General features: G+C 35.1%; 12 protein-coding genes. 3 read left to right on the top strand and 9 right to left on the bottom strand.

Annotated elements, in window-relative coordinates:
• Positions 1 to 6 precede the first annotated feature (6 nt).
• The 9 genes from BM371_RS08055 to rimP form a co-directional block, all read right to left on the bottom strand.
• The gene (locus tag BM371_RS08055; RefSeq protein ID WP_034677950.1) at positions 7 to 1,947 is read right to left on the bottom strand and encodes a putative porin; all 1,941 of its coding nucleotides are present in this window, start codon (positions 1,945 to 1,947) and stop codon (positions 7 to 9) included.
• A gap of 91 nt (positions 1,948 to 2,038) precedes the next feature.
• The gene (locus tag BM371_RS08050; protein WP_034677949.1) at positions 2,039 to 2,833 is read right to left on the bottom strand and encodes a hypothetical protein; all 795 of its coding nucleotides are present in this window, start codon (positions 2,831 to 2,833) and stop codon (positions 2,039 to 2,041) included.
• A 27-nt stretch (positions 2,834 to 2,860) separates the two neighbouring features.
• The gene (locus tag BM371_RS08045) at positions 2,861 to 4,435 is read right to left on the bottom strand and encodes a RagB/SusD family nutrient uptake outer membrane protein (RefSeq protein WP_034677948.1); all 1,575 of its coding nucleotides are present in this window, start codon (positions 4,433 to 4,435) and stop codon (positions 2,861 to 2,863) included.
• Between the two features lie 14 nt (positions 4,436 to 4,449).
• The gene (locus tag BM371_RS08040; RefSeq protein WP_074958646.1) at positions 4,450 to 7,317 is read right to left on the bottom strand and encodes a SusC/RagA family TonB-linked outer membrane protein; all 2,868 of its coding nucleotides are present in this window, start codon (positions 7,315 to 7,317) and stop codon (positions 4,450 to 4,452) included.
• A 285-nt stretch (positions 7,318 to 7,602) separates the two neighbouring features.
• Entirely contained in the window at positions 7,603 to 9,516 is a 1,914-nt protein-coding gene (locus BM371_RS08035) for a S8 family serine peptidase (protein WP_051882905.1), read from the bottom strand.
• A 245-nt stretch (positions 9,517 to 9,761) separates the two neighbouring features.
• Positions 9,762 to 10,439 (bottom strand): hypothetical protein, encoded by a 678-nt coding sequence (locus BM371_RS08030; RefSeq protein WP_131430983.1) that lies wholly within the window; start codon positions 10,437 to 10,439, stop codon positions 9,762 to 9,764.
• Between the two features lie 311 nt (positions 10,440 to 10,750).
• Positions 10,751 to 13,753, bottom strand: a complete 3,003-nt coding sequence (infB, locus tag BM371_RS08025) for a translation initiation factor IF-2 (protein WP_034677946.1) — start codon at positions 13,751 to 13,753, stop codon at positions 10,751 to 10,753.
• 79 nt (positions 13,754 to 13,832) lie between these two features.
• Positions 13,833 to 15,068 carry a transcription termination factor NusA gene (nusA, locus tag BM371_RS08020; protein WP_034677945.1) on the bottom strand — a complete coding sequence of 412 codons (1,236 nt, stop codon included), beginning with the start codon at positions 15,066 to 15,068 and terminating at the stop codon, positions 13,833 to 13,835.
• A gap of 16 nt (positions 15,069 to 15,084) precedes the next feature.
• Positions 15,085 to 15,552, bottom strand: coding sequence for a ribosome assembly cofactor RimP (gene rimP / locus BM371_RS08015; RefSeq protein ID WP_034677944.1), 468 nt, complete (start codon positions 15,550 to 15,552; stop codon positions 15,085 to 15,087).
• 281 nt (positions 15,553 to 15,833) lie between these two features.
• On the opposite strand from rimP, the gene BM371_RS08010 reads away from it, so the two are divergent.
• The 3 genes from BM371_RS08010 to rfbA all read left to right on the top strand — a co-directional run bounded on the left by BM371_RS08010 (position 15,834) and on the right by rfbA (position 19,200).
• A complete protein-coding gene (locus BM371_RS08010) occupies positions 15,834 to 17,156 on the top strand; it encodes a UDP-glucose dehydrogenase family protein (RefSeq protein ID WP_034677943.1) in 1,323 nt (440 codons plus the stop codon).
• Positions 17,157 to 17,245: 89 nt separating this feature from the next.
• Positions 17,246 to 18,325, top strand: a complete 1,080-nt coding sequence (rfbB, locus tag BM371_RS08005) for a dTDP-glucose 4,6-dehydratase (protein WP_034677942.1) — start codon at positions 17,246 to 17,248, stop codon at positions 18,323 to 18,325.
• An 11-nt stretch (positions 18,326 to 18,336) separates the two neighbouring features.
• Positions 18,337 to 19,200: a glucose-1-phosphate thymidylyltransferase RfbA gene (gene rfbA / locus BM371_RS08000; RefSeq protein WP_034677941.1), complete on the top strand. Its 864-nt coding sequence runs from the start codon at positions 18,337 to 18,339 to the stop codon at positions 19,198 to 19,200.
• Positions 19,201 to 19,241 lie beyond the last annotated feature (41 nt).

Raw genomic sequence — 19,241 nt, 5'->3', positions numbered from 1 at the left:
TTTATTTTAGTTGAACAGATACCAAACAATTCCTATATTCAGTCTGAAATCGTAGACCGGATAATGTGGAAATGCATAAGCTTTATTATGAGAAATAAGTGTTCCCATTTGTTGTCCTTCGATGAAGAAAAACATTTTTTTCACTTTCATATTAAAGTAAAGATCTGCAATCGGCTGTCCACCGATCGAGAATGAGTCTGCGCTTGGCAAAATATATTCGTTAAGAATCGGAAAATATTCTCTCGTTGCAAATTCTGAAAAGTAATACACTTTTACACCTGCCTGAATTTCCGCTGCATTTTTGAAAGCTTTAGACTGGAAAAACAAATTGGCTCTTCCAATTATAGAAGGCATTGGAAGCAAATCTTTATTGGTTAAAGCATTTTGAAACTGTAATCTTGTATTTAAATGAAACTTGCCATAGCTGAATGTAGCATCACCACCGATCTGAGAAATATTTAAAGAACTTGCGCTTTGTCTTGGCATTGCAGCCATATCAAAATACGTATAGTTCTCAATTCTAAAATAGTTGGCAAACAATTCGGTCTTGAACCATTTCAGATTTAAACTTCCTCCCACTTCCATAACCGACTGGTTTTTTGCGTCAGAAAGAAAGTAGTTATAATTATTGTAAACAGAGGTATTTGCAAGGTAATTAAATGACGGATAAGCACTTTGGAAATTCAGTTTTGCATTGACAAAATAATCTTTTATAGGCTCAAATTTCACATTGTTTGTCGATTTGAGATAATCTCCGAACTGACTTCCTTTAGATATTTCTAAAAATGAATTTACCTGGAACTTATCAAATAGTTTAATCTGAAGATTTCCTACCGCTCCTAATCTGTTTTCTTTAATCTCATTTGGAATTTCTAGAACCGGCAAAGTAATATCGGTAACTCCGAATTTTAACATCTGATATCTAATTCCTGCATCTAATTTGAATTTTTCATTATCAAAAACCAAAATTAATGTGTTACTAAAATTGTTTGAGTATTTTTTAGTTTGAAGTGGGAATCCGTTTACTAATTCTGCAGCTGTTGAATACCAATATTCTTCAGGCGCATCCTGACCATAATAATATTTGTTTCCCTGATTAAAAAGGGTATGTCTTATTCTAAAAGGAAATTTTTCAGAATTGAAAGGTGTAAACTGATGACTTAAATAATATCTTCTGTATGAAAATTGCGAACTTGAAGATGCTAAATTAACTTGCGCATTCTGCCTGTTCCTGAACTGTCTGTTCCCAGACTGAAAGAGATCATCGTTAATAATTCCTCCATTTTCCTGATTGTTTACGTTTTGATGAAGGTAGTGCGCAAACAATTCGTAGTTTCCGCTTTTTGAAGTATAATGACCGGAAAATAAAGTATTGTTATTTGAAGCTAGAGAATTTCTATAAAATCCCTGCGAACGCAATCCCATATAATCAAGCGAAAAATTGAATCTTTTACCAATATTTTGGGTGTATGTAGACTGCAAAGCAGCACCATTTCTCATTGCCGTATGATAGATAAAAGCAGCGGTAGGTGTTTTTACATCATAATATTTTACATCGTTAATTCCTAAAATTCCGTACGACTTGTTTGTAGGAAGTAATGCCAGATTCTGTTCAGCATTCATTTCATAAGACAAAGGATTAAATCCAGAACCAATATTCGCAAACTGTACCCTTCCGAAATCATCTCTGTTGTTGTACTGCGAAAAAATATACGTTTTATTAAACGTCATCGCTGTATCAAAAACTTTCTTTTCAGAAAACTGTGTCTGATACTGATAATCATTAATAGTCGGTTTAAAAATCTTTAAAGAATCTTTTGTTCCGGAATCAATGATCAGTGTATCTTTCATTTTCTTCTCCAACATATTGGAGTCAGTCTTGTTGACAATAACCTGAGCTTTAAAAAAAGAGGCAAGAAAAAATATGATGAGAAAAGGGTATTTCATTTATTTTTATTGTAAGGCAAAAATAAGAAATAAAAGGAAATAAAAAACCCCGTCGTGAGACAGGGTTTATATTAATAGTAAAATTTACTTATTAGTTGAGAGGTGGCCAATTACCATTTGATTTAGTCAAAGTAGTTGTAGCATATTCTCCATATGAAGTTGTCCACTTAAATGTTAATTTATTACCATTTACAACAACATCAGAAATAGACCAAGTATCACCATATTGTATATTAGCTCCGGTAAAAGAAAGAGTATTACACAGATCTACAAGTCTAATTCCAGTTGAAGCAGGTGCATAACCTGACCATTTTGAATAAGCTCCAAAGCTAGAATCAGAAATTGAATAAATACCATCGCCCACTTGCTGCAAAATTACATTACCTGTTATAGGTCCTGGTACAACAGCTAATCCAGGAGCGAACGCATTAACCGTAGAATATTGATAAGTTCCTGCTAAAGCAGATGGACAACTAAATTTAACTAAAACTTCTTGATTAAACGTTGCACTCTTAAGCGTAGAAGATTTTACATTAAAAACTACCTCCTTCTTAGCAGCAGCAGCAGCAGGATTTACATTAATAACAAAATCACCAAGTACAGAACCACTTTTCAAAACATCAGTACCTTCAACAATTGTAAAATCTGTTCCAAGTACAGCGGTTGATTTTGCAGAGTTTAAAACTAACTCAACAGTATGATCTCCCGAAACAGCCTTTGTAACTCCGTAAGTAACTTTCGCATTACCACTTGGTGCAGTCTGATCTTTTCTGTCGAAATGAAGTAATGAATCACCTTCATAAGTTAGATTCTCATGTTCTTCACAAGAGTTTACAAAAAACACTGTAAGAACAATACTAAAAAAAGCTAAAAATATCTTTTTCATATTTCTTTCAATTAAAAATTATTTAAATTAATATCCCGGATTTTGTTGGATAATTTTATTTACATTAATCTCAACTTGTGGTATAGGCAATGCCCATTTGAAACTATTTAAAGGCAAGTTAGTAGGATTTGCACCTGGATAGATTGCACTAGAATAACTATAATCTGCCGGATGTCTATCAATACCTTGGCCAGCTAAAGTTCCTAATCTTTTTAGGTCTATAAAACGATAACCTTCGTATGAGAACTCAATTCTTCTTTCATTTAAAATACCTGCCCATGCTTGTGATGCTGAAGAATAAACAGGCGCAGCTTGTGCCGCTCCAAAACGCGCATCTCTAATTGATTTTACATTCGCAGCTGCTGCAGCAAGGTTAAGATTTGCAGCGTCCGCATAAGCTTCAGCTCTTATCAAATACATTTCTGAAAGTCGCATAATTTTAAAATCATTATTATTTGTATTAGACGCTGTAGTTGCCCATGTAGTAGTACCTGACGCAGTACCACCGTGCTTATTAATAATAATCTTGTCTGTATTTCTAATATCTGTAGATGTCAAATATGTCTGATCAATAATAGAAGAAGGTGCTATGTTTACATTAGCTCTTACATCACCCAAAGTTGCTACATCAGAACCTGGTAAATTCGTAGGATTTAACACATTATGCAATGATCTACTCATTTCATAGAATGGAGAACCTGCTAAGTTTGGCTGTAAAGAAACCCACCCATTGTGAAGATTACTAGCTTGAGCATTTTGCACTGGAGTTCTCCTTAATTTGAAAATCACCTCTGCATTAATTGGCTGATTATCTGAAAAGAATACTTGTCTATATTGTGTCGGGTTAGCCAGAACTAAACCCGAATTAATTACCTGAGTCGCATATGTCAACGCATTGCTATAATCACCTTTGTAAGCATAAGCTCTCGCTTTAAGACCTCTTGCAAAAATTTCATTAGCCGTAACATTACTAAATGCAGTTGGATTCGCTGTAAATAAAGAAATAGCAGTATCTAAATCACTATGAATAAAAGCGTAAAAAGCACCATTTGTAGCTCTAGGATTCTGGCTTTCTGTACTAGTAAAAACTCTATCAGAAATGATTGCAGCTAAAGCATTATTGTCTTTCATATCTGTTGTAAAATAAGCCAATAGTCTTAAATGACAATACGCTCTCATTGTTAAAGCCTGTGCTTTTATTCTTGCAATCACCTGTGCATCAGCAGCATTAGAAGGAACAATAATATCAGCATATTTAATAACTCTATTTATTCTCGCTAAAGCAGCATAAGAATTTGCCCAAATATTCTGTGGAAGACTTGATCCAGGATTCATCAAAAATACATAATCATCACCTACTCCTTGACCACCATTACCGAAACCTATACTGACCTCATCAGTAAAGACTGAAACATCAACAGCTTCAGACCTTGAAGATATATTTGCATAAGCAGAATTCATTAAATTCCCAAGGTCAGTACTTGTTTTAAGTGCAACCTCTTCTGTAAGTTGACCTGGTGTATATGGTTCTAAAAGATCATTATCGCAAGAGACAAAAAGCGTTCCTGCACTTAGTAATACTAATTTTATATAATTTTTCATATTTTTCTAATTTATTAAAATTTAACATCAAAACCTACTGTAAACATTCTAGCGCTTGGATATTGAAGTTGATCACTTACTCTTGGACTTTCGGCATCAAAACCTCTCCATTTTGACCAAGTTACTAAATTTTCTGCCTGTAAAGATATACTCAAATCATTTATAAATGTTCCTTCCAAGAATTTCTTAGGAATTCTATAACCTATCTGAACATTTCTTAATCTCAAATAAGACGCATCTGTTAAGAAACGGTCAGAACTTTCACTAAGCCCTCTGTTAGATGCAGTAAGTGAAGGAATATTAGAACCGGTATTAGTAGGAGTCCACGCATTTAGTAAATCTTTGGATACATTGAAAACTCCAATATTATCTGGATCATAGGCACCGTCTAGATCCCAATCCATTCTATAAATTCCGCCAACATACGTAAATAATGTTGTAGCAAAGAATCCTTTATAATCTAAATCAAATCCAAAGCCTCCTTGATATTTAGGTAAATGATTGTATTTTGCCAACCTTCTATCTGCATTTACTGGATTCTCTGTTGCATTTCCATTTGCATCCTCAAATAACAAATTACCATTAGAAGGATTTACCCCCAAATAATGAAATTGATAATATAAGAAAGGTAGCTCACCATTCCTAATTCTAGTTTGGCTCGTGCTTCCCTCAGCAATCTCCCCTCCTGCTCTTGCAATATCTGATACTTCCTGATTGTTAATTGATCCATTACCATTAATGGTTAATCTGAAATTCTCATTTTTAATTAAGTCATACGCTAAAAGCAATTCAAATCCCTGATTTTGGAGTGTAATATCAGTATTACGACTAATTGAAGTTGTACCAACTATCGGAGCTATTTGATCAACATAGTACATGTCTAGGGTTTTTTTATTGTAAAAGTCAAAAGATCCACGTAGTTTTCTGTTAAAAAACTCGAAATCAGCACCAACATTATACGTTTTTGTAGTTTCCCATCTCAAATCGGCGTCTCCGAAAGCAATTCCTAACCCTAAACCACCATTATAGGTATTATTAACTGGAGTATAGATGTCTAAAAACCCTGGAGGCAAAATACCTGCAAAAGGAGAACCATCTACAATCCTCTGATTACCTACCGTTCCATAAGAACCTCTAATTTTGAACATATTTACAAATTCTAAGTTCTTCATGAAAGCCTCTTGATCTAGATTCCAACGTCCACCCACTGACCAGAATGTACCCCATGTACTGTTGCTTCCAAATCTAGATGAACCATCTCTTCTAATAGAGGCAACTACACCATATTTTCTGTCAAAATCATAATCAAATGATCCAATATAAGAGATTAGATTATATTTAATTTTTGAAGTAGAAACTGTAGGCACATAAAAATCATTGGCTGAAGTATCTATAATGTAACCTGTTCCAACTCCTGGCACAAAAGTATTAGGATTTAGACCTCTTTGAACCTGATTATTGGCTTCAAATTGAGAGAAATTATATTCCATGGCACCAGAAATACCGAATGAATGCTTACCAAAAGACTTTTTGTAATCAGCCTGAATAAGTTCATTAAGGATGAAGGTTTGGTTGTTGATAAATTGTTCTCTTCCATTAAACGCTCCGCCGTTAAGTGAAGAAACGCCTACTGTTGGGGAGAATAATAAAGCATTTAAACTATTAGGACCTTCAATTAAAAAATTCTGTCTCTGCAACTGAGCTTGAGCATTCAATCTATTTCTCACAGTAAGACCATCCAACAACTTATATGACAATTCAGAAGTAGCATCAATTCTAGTTTCATTGAATTTATTGTACGAATTTTTTAATTTATCAATCAAAAACAAGGGACTAAGTCTTAATGTTCCATCTGCAATATAATCTGCAAATAATTGTCCAGATGTAGTATATTGATTAGGACTGATGTATGGTGCTGATTGTAAAGCTCCTAAAATTGGGTTTTGGTTCACCCCTGCAGTACCAGTACTTGGCTGATCAGAATTTTTTGACAACCCTACTGCCATACCTACATAATAGTTGAATTTACCATTATCGCTTTTACCCGTAACATTTGATCTAAATGTGAATCTCTTTAAATAAGTATCAGAAAGAATACCATCTTGATCTACGTAACCTGCAGAAAAATAACTAGAAAAATTCTTAGCTGACTTCTCAACATTAACATTATGCGATGTCATTAAACCTGGTCTAAAAAAGTAGCCCAACCAATCAGTATCTACAGCATTAGCTTCTATCATTGCCGGAGTCATTGAAGCTCCCGGACCAGAACCTTTCATTCTCTCTAATGTTAGCAATTGCTTGGCATCAGAATATCTATATCGATTATTCTGCATAAAGGACAAACCAGTCTGAGCATTATATCTCACACTAAGTCTTGAGCCACCCATTTTACCTCTTTTGGTAGTTATAACAATAACCCCATTGGATCCTCTGTTTCCATATTCTGAAATTGACGCAGCATCTTTTAAAACCTCGAAGGTCTCTATATCGTACGGATTGATCGATCTGAAATTATCCGCATTAGATGGAAAACCGTCAATCACATACAAAGGATCTGTATTACCCGTAAGAGTACCAACACCTCTAATAATAACCGTTGGCTTTGCTCCAGGCTGACCAGTTCCTGTGGAAATATTTACCCCAGCTAACTGACCCTGTACAGCATTTAGTACGTTAGTCTGCCCTCTGGTTTCAATCAAATCATTGTCAATTTTTTGAGTAGCTGTAACCGCAGTTCTTTTAGTAACCGTTCGGATACCTTGCTGCACTACTACCTCCTCTATTTGAGTGGTTTTTAATGTATCTTTTTGTTGTGCATCAATAATTTGCCCTAAAAAAAACAAAGCGCCTACGCTTAGTACCTTAAATTTCACATTCATATTAACAAATTTTAATATTATTTGGTGCAAATATGTTAAAAAAAATTAACATCACCAAATTTAATTTCTATTTTATGATAAGTAAGATTATATTAACTATAAAACTAACAATGATTATGTTTTTATATTGCATATACAATTGCAAATCTCCCATATATTATAATTATCAATAAAATTAATTCTTCCAAAATCCAAAAAGTTTTAACATAAATTTATTTTCAAAAAAAAACAGTTTAGTAAATACTAAACTGTTTTTTTTGACTTATCTTCAACTCTAATCTAAAATTAGATTTTTATAAATTTAAAACTTTGGCTTTTGTTTTTCTTATCAGAGTATATAAGCATATAATTCCCCTTTACCAAATCCTTTACAGAAATTTTGCCATTTTTAATAATTTCTTTTCTCAATAATTTACCAGATGCATCTAATAATACTATAGTTGCTTCTTGTCCGTTATTATTAATAAAATTAATCCAATCATTGGCTGGGTTAGGATAAATTTTAATTTCATTTTCTTTCGGTAAAATATTATTTGTCCCTAATGTACCAATATTACCACCACTAGCAATTAATGAAAAATTCTGTGTCATATTTGTCAAAGAACCTTTGTGAGTAACTGATATAGTATATGTATCTGCGACGCCTGGTATATCCACTCGTTCGAAATTATCTGTATTATTAGCAGAAATATTTGTTGCCGGGCTAGTGGGAGCTGTCATGCCTTGCAATTTCCACGGATAATATACAGTTCCATTAGATGATGTTACCTTTACATCGAGATCATTTACTAAATATTTTGTAGGGGGATCTATTTCAGAACTGTTGGGAGTTCCGTACATAGGATCCGTCCATGAAATAGATATTCTCAATGGCTGTGTTCCGTTTGTAATTATTGACTTTGTAAAAGTGGCTCCGTTTGCTAATGTATTCTCTTCAATGATAGTTCTTCCGGAGCTAAGATTCTTATCTCTTATCACTTTAGCTGCATTTTCTGCATTGATAAGCCCCCAACCGAACGCGTAATCCGGCCCAGGGTTATTCCCAGCTTCATCTGCTGTATGCATCACTAAACCTTTTACAGTCGCTGCCTTCATATAATTTGAATACAATAAGTTGTAATATTGTTGCAATAAAACAACTACACCTGTAACCCCAGGTGCTGCCATTGATGTTCCAGACTTAAAACCTGTACTAGAATCGGATGTTGATGTTGTTGAAAAAACATTAACACCTTTCATTGAAATTTCCGGTTTAATTCTACCATCATCGGTTGGGCCATAGCTACTAAAACTAGACATAATAACACTACTACTTCCAGTATAAACGGGAACCTCCTGTACAGCTGCAACAGTCAAAACATTTTTACCTATAGCATCTCCAGAAATAATATCATATCCTGATTTAGCCGACGCCTGTGTTGAATACGGAGGAGTAGTTATATTCCTACTATTCCCAGCGGCAAAGACCGGTAGATAAAAAGGATTGTTAAAACATAATTCATCAATAAGTTTTGCATCTTGTGAGTAGGCGCCTAGATACCACAGTTGACTATCTGTAGTTAAATCAGGACCATAAGAGTGATTGGAAACTAATAGTCCATTAGAAGCTTCGCTTTGCATTTCACTTAGGTCATTAGTCCAGTTATAAGAATTAAGCGAAGCGTTAAATGCTAGACCTCGAACTAAGGGATTAACTCCAGTCGCTGCAATTGTACCAGCCACATGTGTACCATGATCTGACATTGCTCCTCCATCTACTACATTAACCTTTGAAAATAATCCCTGCAAAAATTCCTGATGGGAAGCGCGTACAACTCCTCCATCCCAAATCCCTGCGGTCATATTTTGACCTTGAATATTTAGCCCTAAACTACCACCATTATATAGTCTATTTGCTCTCGCTGTAATTGCTGCTCCTTCATTGTAAGTTGAAACATAATAGACATCACCATTAGCAGAAACATCTTTTATTTCTTTCACGCCTGACTCCCCAAACTTAACAATTCTTTGATCATCTGGATGTTGTTCTAAATAGTTTGCAACGCGAAGTAATCTTTCGTCTTCATAATTCTTCAATTCAATTTTTAATCTTTCATTACCATTATGATTTGATTGGGAAGCAATAATCTCTTTCTCTTTAGAAGTTTGTGAATAATATAATGCAGGTAAAAGCATTAATAAAAAATATTTTTTTTTCATTTTTAATTTAAATTATTTTTTTGTATTAAAAAATTGATTTATAAACAAATCAGTATAATCTATTCAATTTGTAAAATTGTTAAAAAAAAACCAATTACACAAATATTAATTGGTTTAACACATTATATACAACAAAATCTACCATATATTAAATATGTGGTAGATTATTTCAATATATTATCACTTTTAAATTGAACTAAGTTCCTATTAAGATTGTTGAAATAGAGATAAAATTATTATTTGATCTAATTCTTATTTAAATAACTAACAAGTTTTTTTAAATCATCTTCTTTATCAAACTTAATTTTATTCTCTTTAAAGAATACGTTTAATACATCTTTTTTGTCTGGAAACTGTGCAATAATTTCTTTCTGATTTCGAGGTTTTTTAATATAACCTTTATCATTTTTGATATAAAAAATAGGATCTAGCAATTTAAAGTGTGCTGGTTCCTCAGTTGAATAACTATTAGAAGCAGGTTTTGTGTCTATAAAAATGGTTTTTACCTTTTTGTAAAGTGCTACTTTACCATTTACAATTTCATAAAAATATCCGCTTAGCTCATCATTTGTTTCAAGATTAACTATAGTTTGCTTTGGGGTTTCTATTTCAATTCTTGAGAATAATGTTTCTTTGGGTAAAACCATTATACTTCCATTTCTCTCAAATTCAATTTGATCAGCATAGCTATTATATCTTACAGCTATTTTTTCATAATTTTCTGCAATTTTTGCCATCGAAAAATTCACATTAACATATGGTGAACCTGCAACTTCACTATAAGTTAAAGACTTACCTGTTCTTGTGTTTACCATAGCTGAAAGAGCAGTTCCTTGAGAAAAAGCATCTCTGGTTAAAATCACATTTTGTGCAAAACCATAACTTGAATAGATTACTAGAATACTTAAGATTATCTTTTTCATTTTTTATATTTTATATTTTATATTTTATATTTTATATTTTATATTTTATATTTTATATTTTATATAACAAAAATACAAATTAAATTCATTCATGCTAGATATATTTGATTTATAAATACCATTTACCAATATTATAAAAAGGTTTTTCTACTTTTGTCATAAAACATAAAAAACGATACTGTTAAAAATACAACCGATTTTTCAAGCCACAAAGCTTCTGATCCAATATTCTTTAACATAGATTATTCGGTTTAAGCCAAAAACTGCCCGCATCAAAGATGCGGGCAGTTTTTAATATATACAAAATTAAATTACTTCAATTTTTTCTTCACAGCAACCTCTTCGTATACTTCAAGAATGTCGCCCTGTTCAATATCATTATACCCTTTAAGGTTCAGACCACATTCGTAGCCTTTCGTTACTTCTTTTACGTCGTCTTTGAAACGCTTCAAGCTTTCAAGCTCACCGTCGAATTTCACGATACCGTCTCTCAGTAATCTTACTTTAGACTGTCTTGTTACTTTTCCGGTAAGAACCATACAACCTGCAATCGTTCCGACTTTAGAAATCTTGAATACTTCACGGATCTCAACGTTACCGATTACCTGCTCCTGAATTTCCGGAGAAAGCATTCCCTCCATTGCTTCTTTCACTTCATCGATTGCTTTATAGATTACAGAATACGTTCTGATCTCAATTTCTTCACGGTCAGCAAGATCTTTCGCATTTGCTCCGGCTCTTACGTTGAATCCGATGATAATCGCGTCAGATGCTGCCGCTAAGTTGATATCAGATTCAGTGATCTGTCCAACACCTGAGTGAAGGATTTTCACGCTGATTTCTTCTGTTGATAATCTCTGTAACTGATCAGAAAGTGCTTCTACAGAACCATCCACATCACCTTTAAGGATAATGTTCAATTCTTTGAATTCACCTAAAGCAATACGTCTACCCAATTCTTCAAGTGTCGTATGCTTCTTAGTTCTGATCGATAATTCTCTCTGTAACTGCTCTCTCTTATTCGCAATAGCTTTACCTTCACTTTCGTCAGCATAAACACGGAATTTATCACCTGCTGTAGGCGCTCCGTCCAATCCTAAGATCGTTGCCGGAATTGAAGGACCCGCTTCTTCAAGGTTTTTCCCTCTTTCATCCAGTAAAGCTTTTACTTTCCCGTGGTTTTTACCTGCTACTACATAATCACCAACTTTTAAAGTTCCGGTTTGCACCAACATTGTCGCTACATACCCTCTTCCTTTATCTAAAGATGCTTCAATAACAACTCCGTTTGCTGTACGTTCAGGATTAGCTTTCAGTTCTAACATTTCAGCCTGAAGTAATACTTTCTCTAATAAAAGATCCATATTATTACCCATTTTCGCTGAAATTTCCTGAGCCTGAACATTTCCACCCCATTCTTCGACCAAAATATTCATTCCGGAAAGTTGCTGACGGATGTTGTCAGGATTTGCATTCGGTTTATCTACTTTGTTGATGGCAATAATCATCGGTACACCTGCAGCCTGAGCGTGAGAAATTGCTTCTTTCGTCTGAGGCATCACATCATCATCGGCAGCAATCACAATAATTGCAATATCGGTAACCTGGGCACCTCTCGCTCTCATTGCGGTAAAGGCTTCGTGACCCGGTGTATCTAAGAATGTAATTCTCTGACCATTTTCCAGCTTCACATTGTAAGCTCCGATGTGCTGAGTAATTCCTCCAGATTCACCAGCGATAACGTTGGTTTTTCTGATGTAATCCAGCAATGAGGTTTTACCGTGGTCAACGTGTCCCATTACGGTAACAATCGGTGCTCTCGGTAATAAGCTTTCTTCAGTATCTACTTCATCTTCAGAGTCTGTATCTTCAAGATCAGCATCGGAGAATTCGATCTTATAACCAAATTCATCTGTTACCAATAATAAAGTATCTGCTTCCAATCTCTGATTCATCGTAACCATTACTCCTAAGGAGAAACAAGCAGAGATAACTTCTGTAGGAGAAACGTTCATTAAACTTGCCAATTCACCAACAGTGATGAATTCAGTTACTTTCAGCGTTCTGTCTGCAGCATCCATTTCCTGCTGACGCTCATCCTGCTCTCTACGGAAAGTTCTTTTATCTTTTCTATGCTTAGAAGATTTAGATTTACCTCCTTTATTGGTAAGCTTCTCTAAAGTTTCCTTGATCTGATTTTTAACTTGCTCGTCAGTTAATTCAACAGGCATTGTTCTTTGTCCCGGTCTGTTACCACCTTGACCGCCTCTGTTGAAGCCAGGTCTGTTTCCACCCTGACCACCTTGTCCCGGTGGACGGTTGCCTTGGTTGTTGTTTCCAAAACGGTTTCCACCGCCTTGTCCACCCTGACCGCCTGGACGATTTCCACCTTGGCCTCCCTGACCTGGTGGACGGTTACCCTGACCACCTTGTCCTTGAGGACGGTTTCCTTGACCACCTTGCTGATTGTTTCCACCTTGTTGGTTGTTCCCAGTATTCTGGTTCGGACCGCCCGGTTTCTCAATTCTCTTTCTTTTCTTTTTCGCTCCCGGACCTGGTTTTGGTGCAAACTGAGTTAAATCAATTTTTTCACCGACAATTTTAGGCCCGTCTAGCTTTTGGTAAACAGTTTCTATTTTCTGAGGTTCCTGAGATTCTTCAGGTGCAGTTTCAGGTTTAGCTTCCTGTACTTTTTCTGCAGGTTTTTCAACCGGTTTCGGAGTTTCTTTCACCGGTTCAGCTGGTTTTACCTCAGCTTTTACCTCTTCTGTTTTTGGTTTATCTTTTTTTGCAGGTCTGTTTCTGTTTCCTTCTATCTGAGAAAGATCAATTTTATCCAGAACCTTAAATTCCTGTTTTTCAGGAGTTGCTTTTACTTCAGAAACCGGTGCAACCTCTTCTTTCTTCACCTCTTCTTTTACCTCCTTCACTTCTTCTTTCTTTTCTTCTACCGGAGCAGGTGCAGGAGTTGGTTCTTCTGCAACAGGTTCAGATTTTTTAGGCTCAAGATCTATTTTACCTAAAATTCTGGTTTCTGGTTTTGTATTAGCTTTAGCTCTTATTACTTCAGGGGCTTTTTTCTCTTCCATTTCCAGTTTTTCTTCCGGAACTTTAGAAATCACCACCTCATGGGAAGCTTTACGCTGCTCACCATCTTTGGCAAACTCAGCTTCCAATGCAGAATATGCCGCTTCTTCTAATTGAGCGTTAGGATTGTTTTCAACCACGAAGTCTTTAGACTGTAAAAATTCTACCAGTCTGGACATCGAAATGTTGAATTCCTTAACCGCTTTATTTAATCTAATTTTTGGCATCTATATTATTTACTGTTTTTTTTAATTCTTAAAATTAAAGTATTCTTTTTTACTGTTTATTAAAATTTATTTCTAAATATTAATCTTCAAATTCCTCTCTCAATATACGTTTCACGTCTTCTATGGTTTCCTCTTCAAGATCTACCATATTCAGAAGACTTTCCGTATCTTTATCCAACACCGATTTTGCAGTGGTAAGACCCACTTTCTTGAACTCATCCAAAATCCATTGTTCGATATCATCATTAAACTCTCTCAAGTCTACGTCATCATCTTCACTTGCTTCTCTGTATACATCAATTTCGTACCCAGACAACCATGAAGCCAGTCTGATGTTTTGTCCTTGCTTACCGATAACTTTAGAAATCTCTTCAACCGGAGTATACACCAAAGCATAATTGGTCTCTTCGTTGATGTCAATTTTATTGATGGTAACATTACCTAAAGCTCTCTTCACCATAATCTCAGGGTTTTTAGACCACTGGATCACATCTATATTTTCGTTTCTTAATTCTCTTACAACACCGTGAATTCTAGAACCTTTTACTCCGACACAAGCTCCTACCGGATCGATTCTGTCGTCATAAGCATCCACAGCTATTTTCGCTTTTTCACCAGGAATTCTCACTGCTTTTTTAAGCATAATTGTTCCGTCCTGGATTTCAGGAATTTCTAATTCCAATAATTTCTCCAAGAATTTCGGAGCTGTTCTTGAAATAATGATCTGTGGTTTTGAACCTTTAAAATCAACTGTTTCAACAATCGCTCTGATGTTTTCTCCTTTTTTGAAGAAATCTGAAGGGATCTGATTTTCTTTAGGCAAGATAAATTCGTTTCCTTCATCATCCAATAAGATCACATGTTTGTGACGGATGTGGTGAATTTCACCAATTACGATCTCTCCGATTCGGTCTCTGAACTGATCGTACAACATTGCGTTGTTATGCTCCTGCAATTTTGTTGCTAAAATCTGTTTCAGCGTCAAAATATTTCTTCTTCCTAACTGAGCAACCGGAATTTCCATGGTAAAATCTTCACCAACTTCAAAAGTCGGATCAATTTTTTTGGCTTCTGTAATTTCAATTTCAAGATCATCATCTTCAGACATTTCGTCTTCCACGATGGTTTTATTTAAAAATATCTGAAAATCTCCTTTATCAGGATTTACAATCACATCAAAGTGATCATCAGAATCAAATCTTTTTCTTAGCAAAGTTTTTAGAGAATCTTCAATGATCGCCATAAGATCAATTTTACTGATCCCTTTTTCGTCTTTAAAATCACCAAAGGATTCAATCAACGCTATATTATCCATGTATCTTTTTTTCTTTTTAAAATTTAAGTACTACCAATGCTTTCTTTATTTCAGAGTAAGGAATTTCTTTTTCCTCCTCCACATCTACTTTACCTTTACCTACTTCTTTCGGTTTTCGGTAACGCAGTACAAGAGTGACTTTTTCGTCGTCTACTTTTGCCAGTTCGCCTTCGATTTTTGTTGAATCATTAAGCAAAACCTCAATTTCTCTTCCGATATTTTTCTGAAACTGTCTCGGAATCGAAAGCGGCTCGCTTAATCCTGCAGACATTACCTGAAGGCTGAAATCGTGCTCTTCACGATCCATATTAAACTCAATGGCACGGCTCGCATCAAGACAATCCTGCACAGAAACACCGTTGTCTCCATCAAGAATCACGGTGATGTCATCTCCTGCAGAAATCTTTAAATCAATAAGAAACAAATCTTTTCTTGTTTCCAGGAAATCATTTAATAATGTTTCAATATTTTTTCTAAACTCCATATTCTATCATGATTTACCAGTACGAAAAAAGGCTTTCTCTTCGAAGCCTTCTCATTTTTTTCCGTAAATCTTATGCAAATATACTACAATTTTATAAAATACACAAACCTGGTTCATAATCAATAAAATAAGTTTCTTAATAAGATTTACGCTTCCATAATAAATTAATGTTCAGAAAAATCAAAATTTTTAAGCTTACCTTTTGCAAGTTATTATTGATTTAAAAATACAATGAAACAATTTTTAGTATTTTTGTCTCGAATTTTATAAAAACATATATTTTGAATATAACAATAGTAGGAACAGGCTATGTGGGTTTGGTAACAGGAACTACCCTTGCAGAGCTTGGCAATTCGGTTTATTGTGTTGACATCGATGAAAAAAAAGTAGAAGGAATGAAAAACGGCATCGTACCTATTTACGAGCCGAACCTTGAAGAAATGTTCCTGAGAAATATCCAATCCGAAAGGTTATTTTTCACTACCAATTTAAAAGAAGCTTTAGATAAAAGTGAGGTTGTATATCTTGCTCTTCCTACTCCACCCGGAGAAGATGGCTCGGCGGATCTTTCTTATGTACTGAAAGTAGCCAATGATATTGGTGAAATGATGACAGAGTATAAAGTGGTTGTCAACAAAAGTACAGTTCCCGTAGGAACAGCCGACAGAGTAAGAGAAACAATTTCCTCAAAAACAACTATCGATTTCGATGTAGTTTCTAATCCTGAATTTTTGAGAGAAGGTTTTGCCGTAGAAGACTCTATGAATCCTGCAAGAGTGGTTGTAGGATCCAGCTCTGATAAAGCAAAAGATATTATGGCAAAAATTTATCAGCCATTTACGAATACAGGAATTCCTATTATCTTTATGGATGAAAAATCGTCTGAGCTTACAAAATATGCATCCAACTCATTCTTAGCTGTAAAAATTACTTTCATGAATGAAATTGCCAATTATTGCGAAAAAGTTGGTGCTGATGTAGATAAAGTAAGATTAGGAATGGGCAGTGACGACAGAATTGGCCATCGATTTTTATTTCCGGGAATCGGATATGGTGGAAGCTGTTTTCCTAAAGACGTAAAAGCTCTTATTAAATCCGGAAAAAATGATGATTTTGACTTTCAGATTCTTCAGGCTACAGAAAAAGTAAACATTTCACAAAAAGTAATTCTGGTTTCGGAGATTGAAAAATATTTCGGAGGCAACATTAAAGGAAAGAAAATTGCGATATGGGGATTAGCTTTTAAAGCCAATACAGATGACATCAGAGAAGCATCTTCTCTTGATAATATTGCTCTTCTTTTAGAAAAAGGAGCTGAGATTGTCGCTTATGATCTTATCGCCGAAGAAAATGTAAAAAAATTGTTAGGTGACAAAATATCTTATGCCAATACCATGTATGATGCATTAGAGGGATCGGATGCCTTATTTATTGCTACAGAATGGCCAGAATTTAAAAATCCTAATTTTGATCTGATGGCTAAAAAGATGAACAATAAAGCTATTTTTGACGGAAGAAACATGTTCCCGCTTGAAGTTCCGCAGCAGAAAGGATTTTTCTATAAATCGATAGGAAGGAAAACTGTTGGGGAAGAGACAAGATAAAAGTAAAAAGATCCAAGTAAAAGGTTCAGTTTATAAAGTAATTAAATAAATGCCAAAAGCCAGAAGCCAGCGGCCACTAGCATAAAAATATGAAAAACATTATCATTACCGGCGGAGCCGGATTTATCGGTTCCCATGTTGTAAGAGAGTTCGTGAAGAATAATCCGGAATCTACCATCATTAACCTTGATGCTCTGACCTATGCCGGAAATCTTGAAAACTTAAAGGATATCGAAAATGAGCCGAATTATGTTTTCGAAAAAGCAGATATTACAAAACCTGAAGAGCTAAGAAAAATCTTCGAAAAATATAATCCGGATGCTGTCATTCATTTGGCTGCGGAAAGTCATGTTGACAGAAGCATTACTGATCCGATGGCATTTATCAATACCAATGTTAACGGAACGGCAAATCTTTTAAATCTATGCAAAGAATTCTGGACGTTAAACCCGGATCATACGCATGGAAGATTCCCTAATGAAAAAAGAACAAATCTTTTCTACCACGTTTCTACAGACGAAGTGTACGGAAGCTTAGGTGAAACAGGATTCTTTTTAGAAACCACTTCTTATGATCCTCAATCTCCGTATTCAGCTTCAAAAGCAGCTTCAGACCACTTGGTAAGAGCATATGGAAACACTTATGGGATGCCTTTTATTGTATCTAATTGCTCAAACAATTACGGTCCGAATCACTTTCCTGAAAAGCTGATTCCTCTTTGTATCTTTAATATTATTAATGAAAAGCCACTGCCTATTTATGGTGACGGAAAATATACAAGAGACTGGCTATTCGTCATTGATCACGCAAAAGCGATTCATCAGATTTTTAACGAAGCTAAAACGGGAGAAACTTATAATATCGGAGGGTTTAATGAATGGCAGAATATTGATCTGGTAAAAGAATTGATCAAACAGATGGATGAAAAGCTCGGAAATCCTGCAGGTCATTCTGAAAAGCTGATTACGTATGTAAAAGACAGACCGGGTCATGACAAACGTTATGCAATTGATGCAACAAAATTGAATTCTGAGTTGGGTTGGAAACCTTCTGTTACTTTCGAACAGGGTCTCGCTAAAACAATAGATTGGTTCTTAGAAAACAAAGAATGGCTGGAGAATGTAACCAGCGGCGATTATCAGAAATACTACGAAAAACAATACAACTAATAACACAAAAGATGAAAGGTATTATTTTAGCCGGAGGTTCCGGAACAAGACTTTATCCTCTTACCATCGCTGTAAGCAAGCAATTAATGCCTGTTTATGACAAACCGATGATCTATTATCCGCTTTCCACATTGCTTTTAGCAGGAATTAAAGATATTCTGATCATTACCACTCCGCACGATCAAGCCGGATTCATCAAACTTTTAGGTGACGGTTCGCAGATCGGTTGTAATATTGAGTACGTGGTACAGCCAAGTCCGGACGGATTAGCACAGGCTTTCATCCTGGGTGAACAGTTTATCGGAAACGACGCAGCAGCACTCGTTCTAGGAGATAATATTTTCTATGGTTCTGAAATGGGAACTTTATTGAAAAATAAGACCAATCCTGATGGCGGGGTTGTTTTTGCATATCACGTTTCAGATCCCGAGAGATATGGTGTTGTGGAATTTGATGATAATTTTAAAGCAGTTTCTATTGAAGAAAAACCCTTGAAGCCAAAATCAAATTATGCAGTTCCGGGATTGTATTTTTATGATAACGAAGTTGTAGAAATCGCTAAAAACATTCAGCCTTCGCCAAGAGGTGAGCTGGAAATTACCGATGTAAACAATGTCTATTTAAATAAAGGAAAATTGGAAGTCGGTGTTCTAGACAGGGGAACAGCCTGGCTGGATACGGGAACTTTCGATTCTTTAAATGATGCTTCAGAATTCGTAAGCGTTATTGAAAAAAGACAGGGCTTTAAGATCGGATGCATTGAAGAAATCGCTTTCAGAAACGGCTTCATTAATGAAGAAAAGCTTTTGGAGACTGCCGTGAAATACGGAAAAAGCGGTTACGGTGAATACCTGAAGAAGCTTGTTAATAAATAAAAAGAAATAACATCAAATATAAAAAAGCTACTGATCTGTGA

It is taken from the genome of Chryseobacterium formosense, from assembly GCF_900116415.1.
Classification (GTDB): Bacteria; Bacteroidota; Bacteroidia; order Flavobacteriales; family Weeksellaceae; genus Chryseobacterium; species Chryseobacterium formosense.
Note: the sequence above shows the minus strand (reverse complement) of the source record. Positions and strands in the feature narration are given on the sequence as shown.